The 16629-nt window shown below is 65.3% G+C and carries 14 protein-coding genes; 3 read left to right on the top strand and 11 right to left on the bottom strand.

The features are described from left to right. Positions 1-182: 182 nt before the first annotated feature. Positions 183-1097, bottom strand: a complete 915-nt coding sequence (locus AC07Y9_RS30670; RefSeq protein ID WP_102681383.1) for a helix-turn-helix domain-containing protein — start codon at positions 1095-1097, stop codon at positions 183-185. Positions 1098-1268: 171 nt separating this feature from the next. Between AC07Y9_RS30670 and AC07Y9_RS30665 the strand changes: the two genes are divergently transcribed. Beyond that, entirely contained in the window at positions 1269-2297 is a 1029-nt protein-coding gene (locus AC07Y9_RS30665) for a sterol desaturase family protein (protein WP_102681384.1), read from the top strand. A gap of 12 nt (positions 2298-2309) precedes the next feature. Here AC07Y9_RS30665 and AC07Y9_RS30660 read toward each other — a convergent pair whose 3' ends face one another. The 3 genes from AC07Y9_RS30660 to AC07Y9_RS30650 form a co-directional block, all read right to left on the bottom strand. Further along, positions 2310-2702: a GFA family protein gene (locus AC07Y9_RS30660; protein WP_102681385.1), complete on the bottom strand. Its 393-nt coding sequence runs from the start codon at positions 2700-2702 to the stop codon at positions 2310-2312. 55 nt (positions 2703-2757) lie between these two features. Next, positions 2758-4503, bottom strand: a complete 1746-nt coding sequence (locus tag AC07Y9_RS30655) for a SulP family inorganic anion transporter (protein WP_102681386.1) — start codon at positions 4501-4503, stop codon at positions 2758-2760. Between the two features lie 356 nt (positions 4504-4859). Continuing rightward, a complete protein-coding gene (locus AC07Y9_RS30650) occupies positions 4860-5342 on the bottom strand; it encodes a cupin domain-containing protein (protein WP_102681387.1) in 483 nt (160 codons plus the stop codon). 293 nt (positions 5343-5635) lie between these two features. On the opposite strand from AC07Y9_RS30650, the gene AC07Y9_RS30645 reads away from it, so the two are divergent. Both AC07Y9_RS30645 and AC07Y9_RS30640 read left to right on the top strand, forming a co-directional pair. Further along, positions 5636-7762 (top strand): TonB-dependent receptor family protein, encoded by a 2127-nt coding sequence (locus AC07Y9_RS30645; RefSeq protein WP_102681388.1) that lies wholly within the window; start codon positions 5636-5638, stop codon positions 7760-7762. 276 nt (positions 7763-8038) lie between these two features. Beyond that, a complete protein-coding gene (locus AC07Y9_RS30640; protein WP_102681389.1) occupies positions 8039-9265 on the top strand; it encodes an MFS transporter in 1227 nt (408 codons plus the stop codon). A 57-nt stretch (positions 9266-9322) separates the two neighbouring features. On the opposite strand, the gene AC07Y9_RS30635 is transcribed toward AC07Y9_RS30640, so the two are convergent. From AC07Y9_RS30635 to AC07Y9_RS30605, 7 genes are all read right to left on the bottom strand, one after another. Next, positions 9323-9481, bottom strand: coding sequence for a DUF2986 domain-containing protein (locus tag AC07Y9_RS30635; RefSeq protein WP_007931951.1), 159 nt, complete (start codon positions 9479-9481; stop codon positions 9323-9325). A gap of 80 nt (positions 9482-9561) precedes the next feature. Continuing rightward, positions 9562-10257: a tRNA (adenine(22)-N(1))-methyltransferase gene (locus AC07Y9_RS30630; RefSeq protein ID WP_102681397.1), complete on the bottom strand. Its 696-nt coding sequence runs from the start codon at positions 10255-10257 to the stop codon at positions 9562-9564. Between the two features lie 142 nt (positions 10258-10399). After that, on the bottom strand, positions 10400-11209 hold the full coding sequence (locus AC07Y9_RS30625; RefSeq protein ID WP_102681390.1) for an amidohydrolase family protein: 810 nt from the start codon (positions 11207-11209) through the stop codon (positions 10400-10402). Positions 11210-11227: 18 nt separating this feature from the next. Beyond that, a complete protein-coding gene (locus AC07Y9_RS30620) occupies positions 11228-12232 on the bottom strand; it encodes an NAD(P)-dependent oxidoreductase (protein WP_102681391.1) in 1005 nt (334 codons plus the stop codon). Positions 12233-12234: 2 nt separating this feature from the next. Further along, the gene (locus tag AC07Y9_RS30615) at positions 12235-13287 is read right to left on the bottom strand and encodes a LacI family DNA-binding transcriptional regulator (protein ID WP_037005878.1); all 1053 of its coding nucleotides are present in this window, start codon (positions 13285-13287) and stop codon (positions 12235-12237) included. A gap of 8 nt (positions 13288-13295) precedes the next feature. Next, positions 13296-15236 (bottom strand): TRAP transporter large permease, encoded by a 1941-nt coding sequence (locus AC07Y9_RS30610; RefSeq protein ID WP_256581004.1) that lies wholly within the window; start codon positions 15234-15236, stop codon positions 13296-13298. 37 nt (positions 15237-15273) lie between these two features. Further along, complete coding sequence (locus tag AC07Y9_RS30605) at positions 15274-16290, bottom strand: TRAP transporter substrate-binding protein (protein ID WP_087087740.1); 1017 nt, start codon at positions 16288-16290, stop codon at positions 15274-15276. Between the last annotated feature and the right edge of the window lie 339 nt (positions 16291-16629).

Raw genomic sequence — 16629 nt, 5'->3', positions numbered from 1 at the left:
GCCTCGGGGCGGGTTGGGCCAGCGCGCCGCTGCCCCCCACCCAGAGCAGGCTGGCGGCGGCCCCGGCTTGCAGCAGCGCGCGGCGCGACGGACGCGGTGAGTCCAGGTCTTGCATGGTGCTCTCCTGAAATGAACGGCTGGACGCGAGTATCGCCAAGGGCGCGGCGCCGTTCTTTCAGGTATCAGGACGAGCTTGTCAGGATTCTGGACGCCTGCTGGCGGTAGCTGTTCGGAGTGGTCCCGGTGATCCGCCGGAAGGTCGAGGTGAAGTGGCTCTGGCTGGAGAACCCCAGCTCCAGCGCCATGGCGCTGATCGGCATGCTGCCGGCCCGCAGCAGGCTTTCGGCGCGGCGCACCCGGCGCTCGATCACATAGGCATAGGGCGCCATGCCGGTTTCGGCCTTGAAATGCCGGGCGAAGGTGTCCACGGGCATGCCGGCGATCCGCGCCAGTTCGGTCAGCGAGAGGCTGCCTTCGATTCGTGCATCGACGTAGTCGCTCAAGCGCTTGAGCAGTTGCGGCCCCAGGCGTCCGCTGCCAGCGCTACCGGTATCGACCCGGCCCAGGCGCAGCCCCACCAGCGCCACCAGATGCTCTATGTAGCTGGCTTCCGGGACATGCCCGCCGGCCATCTCGGCGCTGAGGGCGGCGAGCAGCGAATGGATCACCCCATCGCCGCTGTTGATGCGCATGGGCAATTCGGCCAGCCGCGGGCAGCCAGGAAAATCCAGGGCCGTGTCGATCCACAGGGCGGTATAGATCAGGTCGGCATCGCGAAAATAACCCTGGCGCTCGACGCCGGCCGGCACGAAGCTGATCGACCCGGGGCGGTCGCAACCCTCGTAGGTGAGCGTTGAACTGCTGCGGATATGAGTCTTTGCCGTTGCCCCGCGCTCCGTGAGAATCACCACGTGCTGCGGCGCCGTCCAGCTGAGCTCGGCCTCGCGGCAGGCCCAGCGACGATGATCGATGGTCACCAGGCCGTCGAACAGCGACGCCGACTGCAGGACCGCGCCCTCGGCACCGCGCGCGCGGATGCAGCCCGCGCCCACCCGAGGTTGCAGCAACAGGTTTGCGGATTCCCGTAACAGGGTCATGAGCCAGGCACCTCCGGAATACAGCGAACGGCCAGCGTACTCCAACAGTCGCGGCCAGTTCCAGGCGGATGGCGCGCGGGGCACCTTGCCTGCTTGTCGCGCCACCCTGCCCGGCCAAACCGAACTGATTTACAATGCCATTCTTTTTTCTGGCTCAGAGGCTGGCGATTCGTGGATGCCCTGTCGCTTGTCTACAAGCACCTGACCGAGTGGGTAATCGCCCCTGTCACCGCGCAGTTTCTCGGCATTTTCAATCTGAACGGCCGGCTCGGGGTCTTGTTCCTGTGCGTGTCCTACGGCGTCGCCTATGGCCTGTTCCGTTTCCGAAAGCGCCGCGGCCTGAGCCACGCCCGGTCGTTCTGGCAATTCCTCGGCGGCGGCCGGGTGCACCTGCATCCCTCGGCGCTGCTGGATTACCGCTACTACTTCGTGCGCGCCATCCTCAAGGTTGCGCTGGTGTTGCCCATCGTCCATCTGGTCGACCCTTACATCTTGCGCTCCGGGGACTACCTGGCCTTTTTCAGCAACCTCTGGGGCGAGCGCCCGCGCCTGGGCCAGAACCTGGGGCTGGCGCTGCTCTACGGGCTGGGGGTGTTCCTGCTCAAGGACTTCCTCCATTACTGGGCGCACCGGGCGTTTCACTCGCGCTGGCTGTGGGCCTTCCACAAGGTCCATCACTCGGCGCCGGTGCTGGTGCCGGCAACGGCGAGCCGGGTGCACTTCGTGGAAAAGATCGTCGAGAAGCTGAGCATCAGCCTCGGCCTGGGCCTCTACGCCGGCTGCTTCTGGTATGCCTGCGGCGGCGAGATCGGCCGCTACACCCTGTTCGGCGTGACCTACCTGATATTCATCTTCAACAGCCTGGCGGCCAACCTGCGGCACAGCCATGTCTGGCTGTCGTTCGGCCCGCGGCTGGAGCATGTGTTGAACAGCCCAGCCCAGCACCAGATCCATCACAGCGACGCGCCCCGCCACTTCAACCGCAACTTCGGCACCAACCTGTCCCTCTGGGACTGGATGTTCGGCACGCTCTACGTCACCTCCTCGACACCCGAGCCGCTGCGCTTCGGCACCGGCGAGCAGGACCAGCGGCGTTACCTGACGGTCTACAGCCTGATCGTCACGCCCTTCGTCGACACCGCCCGCAAGCTCCTGGCGAAACGCCCGCGCGGGGTGGCGCCCGAGACGCCCTGGTCATAGCCGGGGCGACAGCTATTGCTCGAAGCGACTGCTGGCATCGCGGTCGCGCTCGTAGCGCCTGGCGAGTGGAAACGCCGGCAGCCAGGACTCGCGACGAATAGTCCAGCTTTCATAGGTGGGCTTGAGTTGGTCGGGGGTGTCCAGGGCACCCAGGTTCACTTCGATTTCGTCGGCGCTGCGGGCGAACACCGACGAGCCGCAGTGCGGGCAGAAATACCGCCCGGCGTAGTCGCGGGTTTCGCCCTCGACGGTCACCGCGTCCTCGGGGAAGATCGCCGAGGCATGAAACAGCGCGCCATGGTGCTTGCGGCAGTCGAGGCAGTGGCACAAACCGACCCGGTATGGCGGCCCCGACGCCACGAGCCGCACCTTGCCGCACAGGCAACCACCGGTGAATCGTTGCATGCCGTACCTCCTCTTGGGTCAAGCGTTGGTGGTGACCGGCCAGGGCCGCGTCCAGTCATGGCGTCGGCTTGGCGGGCGCTGGCAGGGTGCCGGCCCGAGGCTCCTCTTTCTGCGCCTTGCGCTGCAACTGATTGCGCCAGATCCGATAAGCGCGGATGCCGGCGCGTACCGAGGGGAACAACAATTGCTGCTCCAGCTCGCGCGCCAGGCCTGAACGCACCAGCATCCGCAGGAATGCCCCGTGCGGCCGGGCAATGCCCAGGATGATGCCGCGGGCCAGCAGGGTGTCGCGCAGCTCCCTGAGGGCCACGATGCCGCTGACGTCGATCGAGGTCACCGCCTCGGCGACCAGCAGCACGGCGCGGGGCTCGGGCTCACGTTCGACCGCCTCGAGCAGGCGCGCCTTGAAGTAGTCGGCGTTGAAAAACAGGATCGCGTCATCGAAGCGATACACCACCAGCCCAGCCAGCGTGCGCGCCTGTGGGTATTGGCTGATATCGACCTGGCCTTCGATCCCGCGCACCCAGCCCAGCACCGCGTCGGTGGGCTGATAGATGCTTTTGAGCAACCGCAGGATCGCCAGCAGCACCGCGACGATAATGCCCGGCAGCACCCCCACGCCAATCACCCCCAGGGTGGTCAGCACACACAGCCAGAACTCGAAACGGCTGAGCTTGCGGATGACCCGCATCGCCTGGATATCGATCAGCCCCCAGCCGGCCATCAACAGCACCGCCCCCAGTGCCGCCTGGGGGATCCAGGCCATGGGCGCGGTGAAGAACAGCAGGATCAGAGCAATCACCAGGGCGGCGATGATCCCCACCAACTGGCTCTTGCCGCCCACCATGCTGTTGACCGCCGTGCGCGAATCGGCGCCGCTGATGGCGAAACCGCTGGAGACCCCGGCGGCGATATTGGACACCCCCAGCGCCAGGAACTCATGGTTGGCGTTGACCGTATAACCATTCCTCGCGGCGAAGCTGCGGGCCGTCAGCATCGCACTGCAAAAACTCACCGTGGCGATCGCCAGCGCATCGCGCAGCAGCCGTTTCAGTTCGCTCAGGTTGGTCTCGGGCCAGCTCAACTGCGGCATGCCCGAAGGGATCGGCCCCAGTACCGAGACCCCGTAACGGTCCAGGCGCAGCACCCCGACGCACAGGGTGGCGATAGCCACCGTCACCAGCGCCGCCGGCAACCTGGCAAAACGCCGCGGCAGCCAGATCAGCAGCGCCAGGGCGCCCGCCCCGATGGCCAGGGTCGGTAGATGGGTTTCGCCAAGCCGCTGCAGCATGTTCAGCAGGCTGAGAATGAAACCGTCGCCTTCGATCTTGTAGCCCAACACCTTGCCCAGTTGCCCGGCCAGCAGGCTCAGGCCGATGCCGTTCAGATAGCCGATCAGGATCGGCCGCGAGAAAAAGCTGGCAATGAACCCCGCCCGGGCAATGCCGGCGCCGATCAGCATCAGGCCGACCAGCACCGTGACAATCACCGCCAACTGCGCCAGGCGCTCGGGATCTCCCAGCGCCAGGGGGGCGATCGCGCCGGCGACCATGGCGCAGGTGGCCGCATCCGGCCCGACCATCAACTGCCGCGAACTGCCCACCAGGGCATAGACCATCATCGGCAAGACGCAGGCGTACAAGCCGTACTGGGGCGGCAGCCCGACGATCTGGGCGTAGGCGATGGCAATCGGGATCTGTACGGCGGCCACCGACAAACCGGCCTGCAGGTCGTACCTGAACCATTCGCGGCGGTATTGCAGGAGATTGGCCAAGCCTGGCAGCCAGCGGGCAAGCAGCATGGAGGCACCTTTGATCGAGGGCTTTGACGAAGGGTGATGGCGGGCGCGAAACGTCGGGCCCTGGATGAGAGGTAAGCAGAGTCGGTTTTCTTTGCGTGTTTTTCAACCACATATCGGCAGATCGATCGTCCCCTGATCTGGCAGACGCCGTGACAGACCGCAGCAAGCCCTCCGCCGCCAGCCCTCCCCCAAACGACAGAGCATGGCAGCCAATGCCCGCCTGCGGCATTAGCTGAGTATTCGCCAGCCGATTTGCCCATGCTCAGCCTGATCGAGTGAATCCCCGGTTGCCCTTTCCAGGTGACAACAGGGCTGGCGAGGTCGGGCACGACGGATTCACTGCCAGGCTCTGCTCGCTATTTTTTGCTGTTCCTGGGGTCGTCCGCCGGGTTGAGGTAGGTGATGCCCCAGGGGCCCGTGCCGTGGAGCTGGAGCACGGTTTCCTGTTTTTGCGTGGCGGCGTACATCGGCATGCCGACGGGAATGATCAGGGTGTCGCCCGGGTGATAGGCCTTGGCCTTGGCCGCGTCGAAGCTGTCGCCGGTGGCGAAGTAGAAGGTGCCCGAGATCACGGTGACACGTTCGGTCACGGGGTGGGTATGCACGCCGATTTTCGTGTTGGCCGGCAGCATCAGGCGCATCGTGAAAGGCTCTGGTTTTTTCAGGTCGCCTTCGATCACCGAAATCATCACCCCGGGCCCTACCGAGGGCGCGGGTGTCCATTTCAGTTCGGCGGGGGTGGCGGCAATCAACCCTGTGCCCTCGGCCAGAGCGGCCGATGCCAGGAAGGTTGCGCCGAGCAGGGCCAGCGAAACAGCAACAGCTTTGTGGACGCCCATCGTGATGTCCTCGCGTTTGAGAGCTCTGTGTGAATCGCAGCAGCGGCCAACCCAACATAGCGTCAACGCAAAAGCACAGCGGCTGCGCGATCGAGTCATATAGGGTGACGATAGCCGAACGCCGATGCGCGGATATATCCATTGCGAACAGCCTTGATAGCGCACGGGCATGGACGCTGGACTCCCGCCGATCTGCGCTTGCCTGGCAAAAGACAAAATTGCCATGTGTTTCCCTCGTTCTTTCTTACGTCGCAGTTCTCTCTGCCCGTTGCCCATGCCTGGAGTTCCCCCCGATGCCCTCGTCCCATCCCCTGCCCTCTGCCTTGCTGGGCCTGGCCCTTGTCTATCCGGCCCTGGCCGAAGCCCAGGGCCTGGAGCTGGGGCAGGTGCTGATCGGCGCCGAGGACCGCAGTGGCGAAGACGCATCGACCGAGGAGGCCAAGGCGCGGCTGGCCCAGGTGCCCGGCGGCAGCAATGTGGTGGACCTGCGCCGCCCGCTGCAGGGCCGCGTAGCCAGCAATCAGGATGTGCTGGCGTATCAGCCGGGGGTCTATGCCCAGTCCGCGGGCAACGAAGGGGTGAAGATCTCGATCCGTGGTTCGGGGATCAACCGCGCGCCGGGCGCCCATGCCTCGGGGCTGTACACGATGCTCGACGGCCTGCCGTTGAGCGGCCCGGGCGGCACACCCTATGAGTTGCTCGAGCCGCTGTGGCTCGAGCGTGTGGAAGTGCTGCGCGGCGCCAACGGTTTCGACCGCGGCGCCCTGGCCCTGGGCGGCGCCATCGACTACATCAGCCACACCGGCTACGACGCGCCGAAGTTGCAGGTGCGCTACGCCACCGGCAGCCACGGTTATCAGCAGCGCCAGGTCAGCTCCGGGCAGGTGCTGGGTGACTTCGACTACTACCTGTCCCTGACCGACGCCCGCTCCGATGGCTACCAGGACCACAGCGCCAGCAAGAGCCAGGGGGTGATCGCCAACTTCGGCTATCGCTTCAACCCGAACCTGGAAACCCGCTTCTACATCCGCCATCGCCAGACCGACAACGACCTCGCCGGGCGGGTCACCAAAGGCTCCATCGAGCACGACCCACGGGCGGCCAACCCGGCCTACGTAACGCGGGGCGACAGCCGCGACCAGCCGGGCAGCACCTTTATCGGCAACAAGACCACCTGGTACATCGACGACGATTCAAGTATCCAGACCGGCCTGGTCTACCACGACTACCCCATGGACCTGCGCGAAGGCCCCAACCGCCTGAAGGTGGCCTACACCGATGTCAGCGGCACCTTCGACTACAAGCGCCGCGACACCCTCTGGGGCCTGGAAAGCCACAGCACCCTGGGCCTGCGCGTGACCAAGCACCTGCCCAACTCAGGGGCCAGCGAATTGGTGCGTATCCCCAGCGGCAACACCGCCGGCTACGCGCCGGGCACCCACATGCGCAACTTCACCTACCAGGGTTCGGACAGCGTCCTGCATCTGGGCAATGACCTGGAAATCGCCGACGACCTGTGGCTGACCACCGGCCTGGCCGCCATCTACACCCGCCGCGAAAGCGCCGTGACCTACCCCGACGGCGGTGGCAAGACCAGCCTCGGCGACTGGGACTACGCGCCGCGCGTGGGCCTGCGCTACCAGCTGACCCCCAACCTGCAACTGTTCGGCAACCTCAGCCGCTCGGTGGAGGCGCCCCACCCCTGGTCGCTGATCTACAGCTCCAACATTCGCTTCCCGGCCGGCAGCGGCGCCGCCACCGGCACCCAGCGCGACCCGATCAAACTGCAAAACCAGACCGCCACTACCCTTGAACTCGGCGGCCGTGGCGACAGCGCCATCGGCCAATGGAGCCTGGCCTGGTACTACGCCCAGGTGCGCCACGAACTGCTCTCGGTCTTGCCGGACGCCAACGCCACCACCCCCTACGAGCTCAACGCCAGCCCCACCGTGCACCAGGGCGTGGAAGCCAGCCTGCAGAGCAAGCTGTGGTCAGGGAAAGACGGCGGCCAGCTGAGCCTGCGCCAGAGCTACACCTTCAGCGACTTCCACTACCGCGACGATGAACGTTTCGGCGACAACCGCCTGCCGGGCCTACCGATGCACTACTACCAGGGCGAACTGCGCTACGACTGGCCCCAGGGCTTCTTCGCCGCGCTCAACACGCAACTGGTGTCCAAGGTGGCGGTGGACTACGCCAACAGCTATTACGCCGATCCCTACGCGCTGTTCGGCGCCACCCTGGGCTACAACGCGCCCAAGGGCGACTGGCAGACCTGGCTCGACCTGCGCAACCTGACCGACCAGCACTACGCCGCCGCCGTCACCCCGGGCTACGACGACAAAGGCCTGGATGCCGCGCGATCGACGCCGGGGGAAGGCATGGCGATGTATGTCGGGGTGTCGTGGAGTTTGCGCTGAGGGGGTCGAATCAGGGCGGTTTCCGCCCTATGCCCAGGCGCGTTCAGGACGTCGTGCCCCTCCATCTTGCCGGATCAATGTGACAGGGATGACCGTTACCGAATGGGTCGCGGCCGACCAACAGCCGGTACTCGCCCAGCGTTTAATCGATGGCATTGATGATTATTATCGAGAGGCTCGCCTCTCGGCGTGCCAAAACCGACTCCTATAATCGCCTCGAATTTTCCCCCGCGCCCCTGTCCGCCTCAGGCGACATCCCCCTTGGAACCCAGCACCATGTCAAGCGCAAGCCAGGCCCCTCACGGCCTCCTCGAACATAGTCAACAGAGCGTCAAACAACAGTGGCTGGCGATTCTCTCGGTCGCCGTGGGTGCCTTCGCCCTGGTGACCAGCGAGTTTCTCCCGGTGGGCGTGCTCAACGATGTCGCCAGCGACCTGGGCATCACTGCTGGCCACGCCGGTCTGATGGTTACCCTGCCCGGCATCATGGCCGCCCTCGCCGCCCCCTTGCTGTCTGTGGGCATTGGTGTCCTGGACCGTCGCAATCTGCTTATCGGCCTGACGCTGATCATGATCATCGCCAACTCGGTCGTGGCCTACGCCAGCGACTTCAACCTGCTGCTGTTCGGCCGTGTGCTGCTGGGCATCAGCATCGGCGGTTTCTGGGCTACCGCCATTGCCCTTAGCGGCCGCCTGGCCCCCAAAGGAGTGGGCGTAGCCCAGGCCACCTCGATCATCATGGTCGGTGTGACCCTGGCCACCGTACTGGGCGTGCCCGTAGGCACCTGGCTGAGTGGCCTGATGGGGTGGCGCATGACCTTCCTGGTCACCGCGCTGTTGGGTATACCGGTGCTGCTGGCGCAGGTCTTCCTGCTTCCGCGGCTCACCCCGGACAAGGCCATTCGCATCAGTGACCTGCCGGCCTTGTTCATCAACCCACAAGCTCGGGTCGGACTGATCGCAGTCTTGCTGATCGGCCTGGCGCACTTTGCCGCGTACACCTATGTCGCCCCCTTCTTCAAACAGAGTGCCGGCTTCGATGGGCCGACTATTGGTTCATTTCTGCTGCTGTATGGCGTGGCCGGGGTCGTGGGGAATATTTTCGCCGGTTTCGCCGCCAACCGGAGCGTGCGTCATACCCTGTTGCTGGTCGCACTGATGATCGGCACCAGCACTGCCCTGTTCCCCTACTTCGCCACCGGCATGACTGGCGCTGCGATGTTGATCGCGCTCTGGGGCTTCGCCTTCGGCGCCTTCCCGGCCTGCGCCAGTATCTGGATGTTTGTCGTAGCGCCCAAGGATGTCGAACGCGGCATGCCACTCTTCGTCGCCTTGTTCCAGGTGATTATTGCGTTGGGCTCGTTCTTCGGCGGGAGGATCGTCGACCAGCTGGGCAGCTCGATGCTGTTGAGCCTGGCCACGGTCCTGGTGGGCTGCGGTTTTGTCACGGTACTTGTGCTGGGACGCAAGGTCAGTAATAGCCTGGCGGCCCAACCCGGCTAACAGGTTGATGTAAATAGCCGGGCCTTGTAGCAGCAATGGCCGCTCAAGCGCCATGGATCAGCTCTCGGAGGACACCACGGACTCCGGACTGGACTCGGCAGCCAGCTTCAATCGGTCGGCCTTGCTGATGTATTTGGGCTTTCGCGGTGCCAGCTTGGCACTGGCCTTTTTCGCGTTAGCCTTTAATAGCTGATTGATTTTCTTGCGACGATTCATGTTTTTTCTGCTCGGCATTGTGAATGCTTGAATGATAGGGGATTTAAAGCGCCCCTTCCTGTACAACCCCTGGACCGCGCTCAGGCCAGCAGCTCGCTGATCCACCGAGCCTGCCGGGCGATGTCCTGGACCTTCTCCTCGGGCACGGTCTGCCGGGCCCGGGCGAAGTGGGCCAGGGTCTTGTGTTTCAGGCGCAGCATGCGCTGCCACTTGGCCAGGAAGGCCGGGCTGCGGGCCTGCAGTTGCAATGGGCCGAAGTACAGTTCCTCGGCGGTGTAGCTCACCGGCCCGGTGCGCTCGGCGACGATGATTTCGTAGTAAAAGCGGTTTTCCCGCAGCACTTCCTCGCCGAGGATGCGGTAGCCATGCTCCATCAGCCATTGGCGCAGGGGCTGCTCGCCGCCGTTGGGCTGCAGGATCAGGCGTTCCTGGCCACTCAGGCGCGCCTTGCCGCTGTCGAGGATGTCGCGGATGGTCTCGCCGCCCATGCCGCAAATGCTGATCGCCGTGATCCCGTCTTCCGGCTCGATCGCCGCCAGGCCGTTGGCCAGGCGCACGCTGATGCCCGACTCCAGCGCGTTTTCGCGCACGCTGCGCTGGGCCGCGTGGAACGGCGTCAACGCCACCTCGCCAGCCACCGCCGCGGCGATAAGGCCCCGGCGCAGCAATGCCACCGGCAGGTAGCCGTGGTCCGAGCCGATATCGGCCAGGCGCGCACCCGCTGGCACATGCGCCGCCACGCGCTCCAGGCGCATGGACAATGTCTGTTGGTTCAACTGCCGCCCCTTTTCACCACGAACGTCCGGCGCCTTTGGCCGGATCGGGGCGCGATTCTGTCGGGCAATGGCGTGCATTTCAAATTTATGCGACCGGGGCCAGGGTTCGCGCCGTCCTGCCAGGCACAGCCCGCTAGCCGCCTCAGTCGTCGAAACCGTAAAGGACCGCCGGGTTATCCGCCAGGATGCGCCGGCGCCAGGCGCCGTCCGTGGCCCAGTGGGACAGCAGGTCGAGCATGGCGCTGTCGCTCGGCCTCGGGTCGCGCCCCGGATGCGGCCAGTTGCTTGCCCACAGGCAACGTTCCGGGTGGCTATTGATCAGCGTCTTGGCCAGTACGCCGACATCCTCGTACAGCGGCGCGCCGACCCGGGAGGTTTCGTAAGGAGCGGAAAGCTTGACCCAGGTATTGCCGCCGTCCAGCAAGCGCAACAGGGTCTGGAAGGCAGCATGGCCAACGGGGACCGGCTCGAGGAACTTGCCCACATGGTCGATGCTCAGCCTGCTCGGCAACGCCAGCAGACGCTCCTGATAACAAGGCAGGTCGCGGCCGTCGAGTTGCAGATTGATCACCCAGCCGAGTTCGGCAATACGCCAGGAAATCCTTTCCAGCGCGTCCCAGGGCAGTACCCCGCCCGCCCCCGGCACCATCATGAAACGTACGCCGCGCACACCTTGCTGATGCAGGCGGGACAGTTCGCTCCAGCGAGTTTCGGCCTTGATCACGGCGATGCCCCGCGCTGCCTGGCCGGCCTGGACCAGCGCATCCAGCAGGCAGGCATTGTCAAAGCCGTACCCCACTGGCTGGACCAGCACCGCGCGCTGCAGGCCCAGTTGCTGTTGCATCCGCGCGTAGTCGCTCCAGGTCGCGGTCGGGACCGGCGATGGCGCCGCAAAGCGCACGGGGTCGTACACGTGCACGTGGCAGTCGGTGGCGTGGCTGGGCAAGGTCATAGTCGCGGGTACTCCTGGTTAGTGGGATTGCAGCCGGAATACATCCCGGGCGCGGTCCGCGCGCGCCAGGTTCACCGCCCCCTGCGGAACTCGTCCTGCGAGCAAGGCCTGGACCTGGCGCACGGTGTCCATGGCCTGATGCTCGCTGGCTTCGGGTGTCAGCCCACCGATGTGCGGGCTGGCAATGACCTTGGGATGGGCGGCCAGCAGCGGCCCGGGCATCTGGTCTGGCGCGCGGCCGACATCCAGCGCACAGCCACCAATCAGCCCCTGCTCCAGCGCCTCGAGCAGGGCAGCGTCGTCCACCAGTTCCCCGCGCGAGGCGTTGATGAAGAACGCGCCGGGGCGCATCGCGCGAAAGGCCTCGCGCCCGAACAGGTTGTAGGTCCGCTCGACCGCCGGCGCGAGGCAGACCACGTAATCGGCGGCGCCGACGGCCTGCTCGAACGACACCTGTTCGATGCCGGGCTCATCGATCCGGGCATTCGGGTCATTGACCCACACGCGCATCTGCAGCAGCCGAGCAATGTCGGCCAGGCGCTTGCCAATGAAGCCGTAACCAATGATCCCCAGCGTCGCACCGCGCAACTCCCGCCCCATGAGCACCTGCGGCGCCCTGCCCTGCCAGTAATCGGCGGCCGCGCGGCTGATGCCCCGCGCCAGGTCGATCATCACGCCGATCACCCATTCGCTCACCGAGCGGTCGAACCCCGGCGTCGCATGGGTGACCAGCACGCCGTGACGGCTGGCGGCTTCAACATCGATGTTGCGGATGTCCACCGCCACCCGGCAGATCGCCGCAAGCTGTGGCAGGCGTTCGAACAATTCGGCGGGCGCGGCCGCCTCGCGGCTGGCGACAATGATCGAGCAGCCCTGTGCCCGATCGACCAGTTGCTCCAGCGACAGCGGATCGGGCGAGTCGTTGAGCCGGACATTGCCCAGGGCCTGAAGCTGCCTGAGCGGTTGCTCGGCGTAGTAATTGACGCGCACGCCAGGGGCATGGGTCAGGAAGATCTCAGTCATGGTCACGCTCGCTTGTCGGCGCCGGGCCGGGCCACCGAATGTCGGGAAATCAGCATTGGCTGGAACACCAGATTGACGGCGGGCAGCTGTGGGTCGCGGGAACGCTCGACCGCGCGCTGGACCATGATGTCGGCCATCTCGGTCAGCGGCATGGCCACCGATGTCAGGCTGGGGTTGCTGAACGCGGCAATGGACAGGCCGTCCATGCCGACCACCGAGATGTCCTCGGGCACCCGCAGCCCCGCCTGGATGAGCCCGGACATCAGGCCCATGGCGAGCATGTCGTTGACGGTGACGACACCGGTCGGCCTGGGCGTCATTGCCGCCAGATCGGCCGCCATGGCGAATCCCAGGTCGGCAAGCTCCGAATCGCCGAACGTCTCGAGCACCGGGCCTTCGATGACCGTGGCGCTGACCTGCGCGCCCTCCTGCGCGGCACGCTCGCGAAAGCCCTCGATCTTCGCCGTGCGGCTGATGGTCTTGCCGCTGGGCACCAGAAACGCCAGGCGCCGATGACCGTGTTCGATCAAGTGCGCGGCGGCGATATAGCCCGCCTGGAAGTTATCCGGCGACACATGGTCCACCCGCGAGTCGCCGTCCTCGGTGGTTTGCCGGTCGTAACTGACGACCGTCAGCCCACGCTGTACCGCGGCCTCCAGGTGACGCTCGTCGTCCTGGGACGAGACCACGATCACCGAACGCACGCCGAACGACAGCAGGTCATCGAACATCCCGGCCTCCTGCTGCTTGTCGCGGTGAGTGTTGCCCAGCAGCAGCCGGTAGGAAAACTGCGCCCGGGCGGCGGCCTCGATCTTCAGGGCGATCTGCCCGTACATCGGGTTGGCGGTGGACGGAACCAGCAGGCCGAGCATCGGCGTATGGCCAGTCTTGAGCTGCCGCGCCACCCGATTGGGCTGGTAGCCGAGCTTGAGAATCGCCGCTTCGACGCGAGCGAAGGTGTCGGCGCTGAGCTTGTCGGTGCGCTGGTTGAGCACATTGGACACAGAGCTGACCGAAACCCCCGCCAGAGCGGCCACATCGTGAATCGTTGTCATGTTTTGCATTAACCCATATTGAAAGTGCGCGGCAGCCACAGGGAAATCGATGGCACAAGGACAATCAGAATCAGCATGGCCGCCAGCAGGCAGAGGTATTTGACCATCCGCCGGGAAACCTCCTCGACCCGCGTGCCGGTCATCGCGCAGGTGGCGAACAGCCCCAGGCCGAACGGCGGCGAGAACAACCCCAGGCCCATGGCGATCACCGCGACGGTGCCGAAGTGAAAAGGACTGACGCCCACCTGCACAGCGATCGGCACCAGCAGCGGGCCGAAGATGATCAGCGCCGGCGCGCCCTCGAGCACCGCGCCGAACACCACCATGATGATCACCGAGGTGATCATAAACGCCACGGGGCCATAGTCATGCGCCAAGGCCAGCATGAAGTCGGAAATGATCGCCGGAATCTGCAGGATCGTCAGGGCGAACGCCAGGCTGGAGGCGGCGGCGATGATGAACAGGATACCCGCGGCCATCGAGGCCGAGCGCACGAACAGCCTGGCGATGCCTTTGAACGTCAGCTCGCGGAAGGTCAGCCCGCCCACCAGTAGCGCGTAGACCACCGCGAACGCCGACACCTCGGTGGAGGTGGCCACGCCGGAGGTCACGCCCTTGCCGATCATCGTCACCATGATCAGCGCCACCAGCGCGCCCCCCAGCAGACGCACGACCGGCCGGCGCGAGGGGAAGGCCAGGTCGGGGTCGACCTTGCGTCCGAAGATCACCGCCAGGGTCGCCAGGCCCAGGGCGAGCATCACCGCCGGCACGATGCCGGCGAGGAACAGGCCGCCGATCGAAATGTTCGCGACAAAGCCCATGATGATCATGTTGATGCACGGCGGGATGGTTTCCGCCATCACCCCGGAGGCCGCCAGGACCGCCGCGGTCTCCGCCGGGTCCTGTCGGGTGCGGCGCACGGCGGGCACGACGATCCCGCCGACCGCGGCGATATCCGCCAGCTTCGAACCCGACACGCCGGAGAAAAATGCCGTGGCCAGGATGGCGATCAGGTTCATCGAGCCCCGTACCCGGCCGAAGAGCCGCACCAGCAGTTCGATCAGGCGCGAGGACATGCCGTTGGCTTCCATCAGCAGCCCCGCCAGCACGAAAAACGGAATCGCCAGCAACACGAAGTGATCCATCCCGGCCATGACCTGTTGCGAGTAGATCACCATCGGCAGCGACGGATCGCCGATGAAGTACAGCAAGGCGCACAGGGCCAGGACGAAGGCAATCGGTACGCCCGCCAGCAGGCCGCCGAAGAAGCCGCCGACCAGCAGGCCCCAGGGTTGCAGGGCGTAAGCCTCGACCTGGGTGTTCCAGGCATACACCGAGCCGCCGACCAGCAGGCAGCCGAGCAACGTCAGCCAGGTGACGGGAGTGGCGCCGTTGACGGCATTGGCAATGCCCACCGCCGTCATCAGCAGCGCACCGACGAACACCGGCAGCACATTCAGCCACTGCGGCAAGCCCATCGGGGTCACGACGTTGACCGAGTCTTCCAGCAACAGCCAGGACGAGAACGCCAGCCCCGCCGCCGTGCCCGCGACCAACCAGCCCCCGGTCTGCTGCGCGGCCTGTTGCCAGCCGGCGGGCAACAGCGCACGGAAGAAGTCCACCTGTACATGTTGTTTGCGGGCCAGCACCGTAGCGCCGCCGAGAAACACCAGCATGACCATCAGGCCACGGGCAACTTCCTCGGCCCAGTCCACCGGGTGATGCACGAAGTAGCGCAGGATCACCGAGACGAACACCACCGCCACGTTCAACGCCAGCACCACCGCGCACAGGCGTTCGACCCACCGACACAGCAGCGCCAGCAAGCCGCCACTGCCCGGCGTTGTGGCAAAGCCCCAGTCGTCGGCCATGGCGGCCGCTGCGTTGGTCTGCCCGGGATGTTCCTCTACCACTTGATCCGCGACAGCGAGAGCGTCGGATGAACTCATGGTGTCTGTCTCCTCTTGTTATGGGGGCTGGCCTGGATCACGCCCTGGCTGCGTCGATAAGTCCCAGCACCGACGCCATGGACGGCGTGGTCCGGGTGAACGGCAGCCAGAGTTTGTCGCGCATGAGGGTACGGATGCTGGCGCGCTCGGCGTCAGCCATGGGGAAGAAGGTCATGCCGCCCTTGCCCAGCGCGGCGATGGCTTCGGCGCCTTTGATCGCGGCCGCCCGGCGCTGGGACACGCTGGCCTCCCGGGCAGCCGCCATGAACACCGGTTGCAGGTCGGCAGGAATCTTCGCCAGCCCGCGCTTGCCGATCACGGCAATGCAAGGGCTGAACAAATGGTCGGTCTGCCAGCTGTGGCTCACCACTTCGTCGAGCTTGTTGGCCAGTACGCTGGCGGCATCGTGTTCGAAGCCTTCCACCACCCCCGTCTGGATGGCGGTGTAGACCTCATTGAAGGCAATGGGGGTCGGGATCGCGCCCAGCAGCTTGAAGGTTTCGATGAACGCCTGGGTCGGCAGGACCCGCAGCTTGGTATTCCTGATGCTCTCGAGATCCTTGATCGGCGGCTTGGTATAGACGCTGCGCGCGCTGAAATGCGCGCCCCAGCCCACGACCGAGCAACCGGTGCGCTCGCGCAGCAGCCCGTTGTAGATCTCGCCGACGCCGCCATCCACGGAGCGGGCGACATGCTCGTAGCTGTCGAACAGGAACCCCAGGTCCAGCAGCGCCAGTTCCGGCAGGGCCGTGGCCCAGATCGAACTCCCGGAGACCATCAGGTCGATCGAGCCCAGGCGCACCTGTTGCACCACATCGGCCTCTTTGCCGAGTTGGCCGTTGGGGAAAAAATCGATACGGATACGGTCGCCCACGGACTGTTTCAGGTTCTCGGCCAGGCGTTGGTAGAACAGGTAGTGCGCCGAGTTTTCGTCCGCCGTCATGGTCGAGGACAAGCGCAATACCGAAGGGGCGGCACGGGCAATGGAAGGCAGGGCCAGCGCGCAGGCACTGAGGGCGGCACACTGCACGAAACGACGTCGGGTCAGAGGCATGAGGCTGTTCTCTTTTGTTGTTGTTTTGAGACATTTACACGGATTGAGTAAAACGTTTTACTAAATCGATTTACAAACTACCTCCAATGGCCCGGGTCTGGCAATGGAAATTTGTCCACGAAGCAGACATTGCCTTCGAGCAAAGCGTCCGACGGGGCCACGGCGCGGCCGAAAACCGTCGCCGGTCCGGACACACGAACGGCTTCGTACCCTGCCACGGCTATCCGCGGGGACTCGCGGGCTACGTCGTGTATCCCACTGTATCTACCGCCCTCCCCGGTACATGCGCTTGCATCCGCCCCAGGATTCGGACACAGGCCAGATACGTCGCGGCCGTCA

The sequence above is a fragment of the Pseudomonas sp. GW456-L12 genome (assembly GCF_059424045.1).
This window is presented reverse-complemented; position numbering and strand designations above follow the sequence as displayed.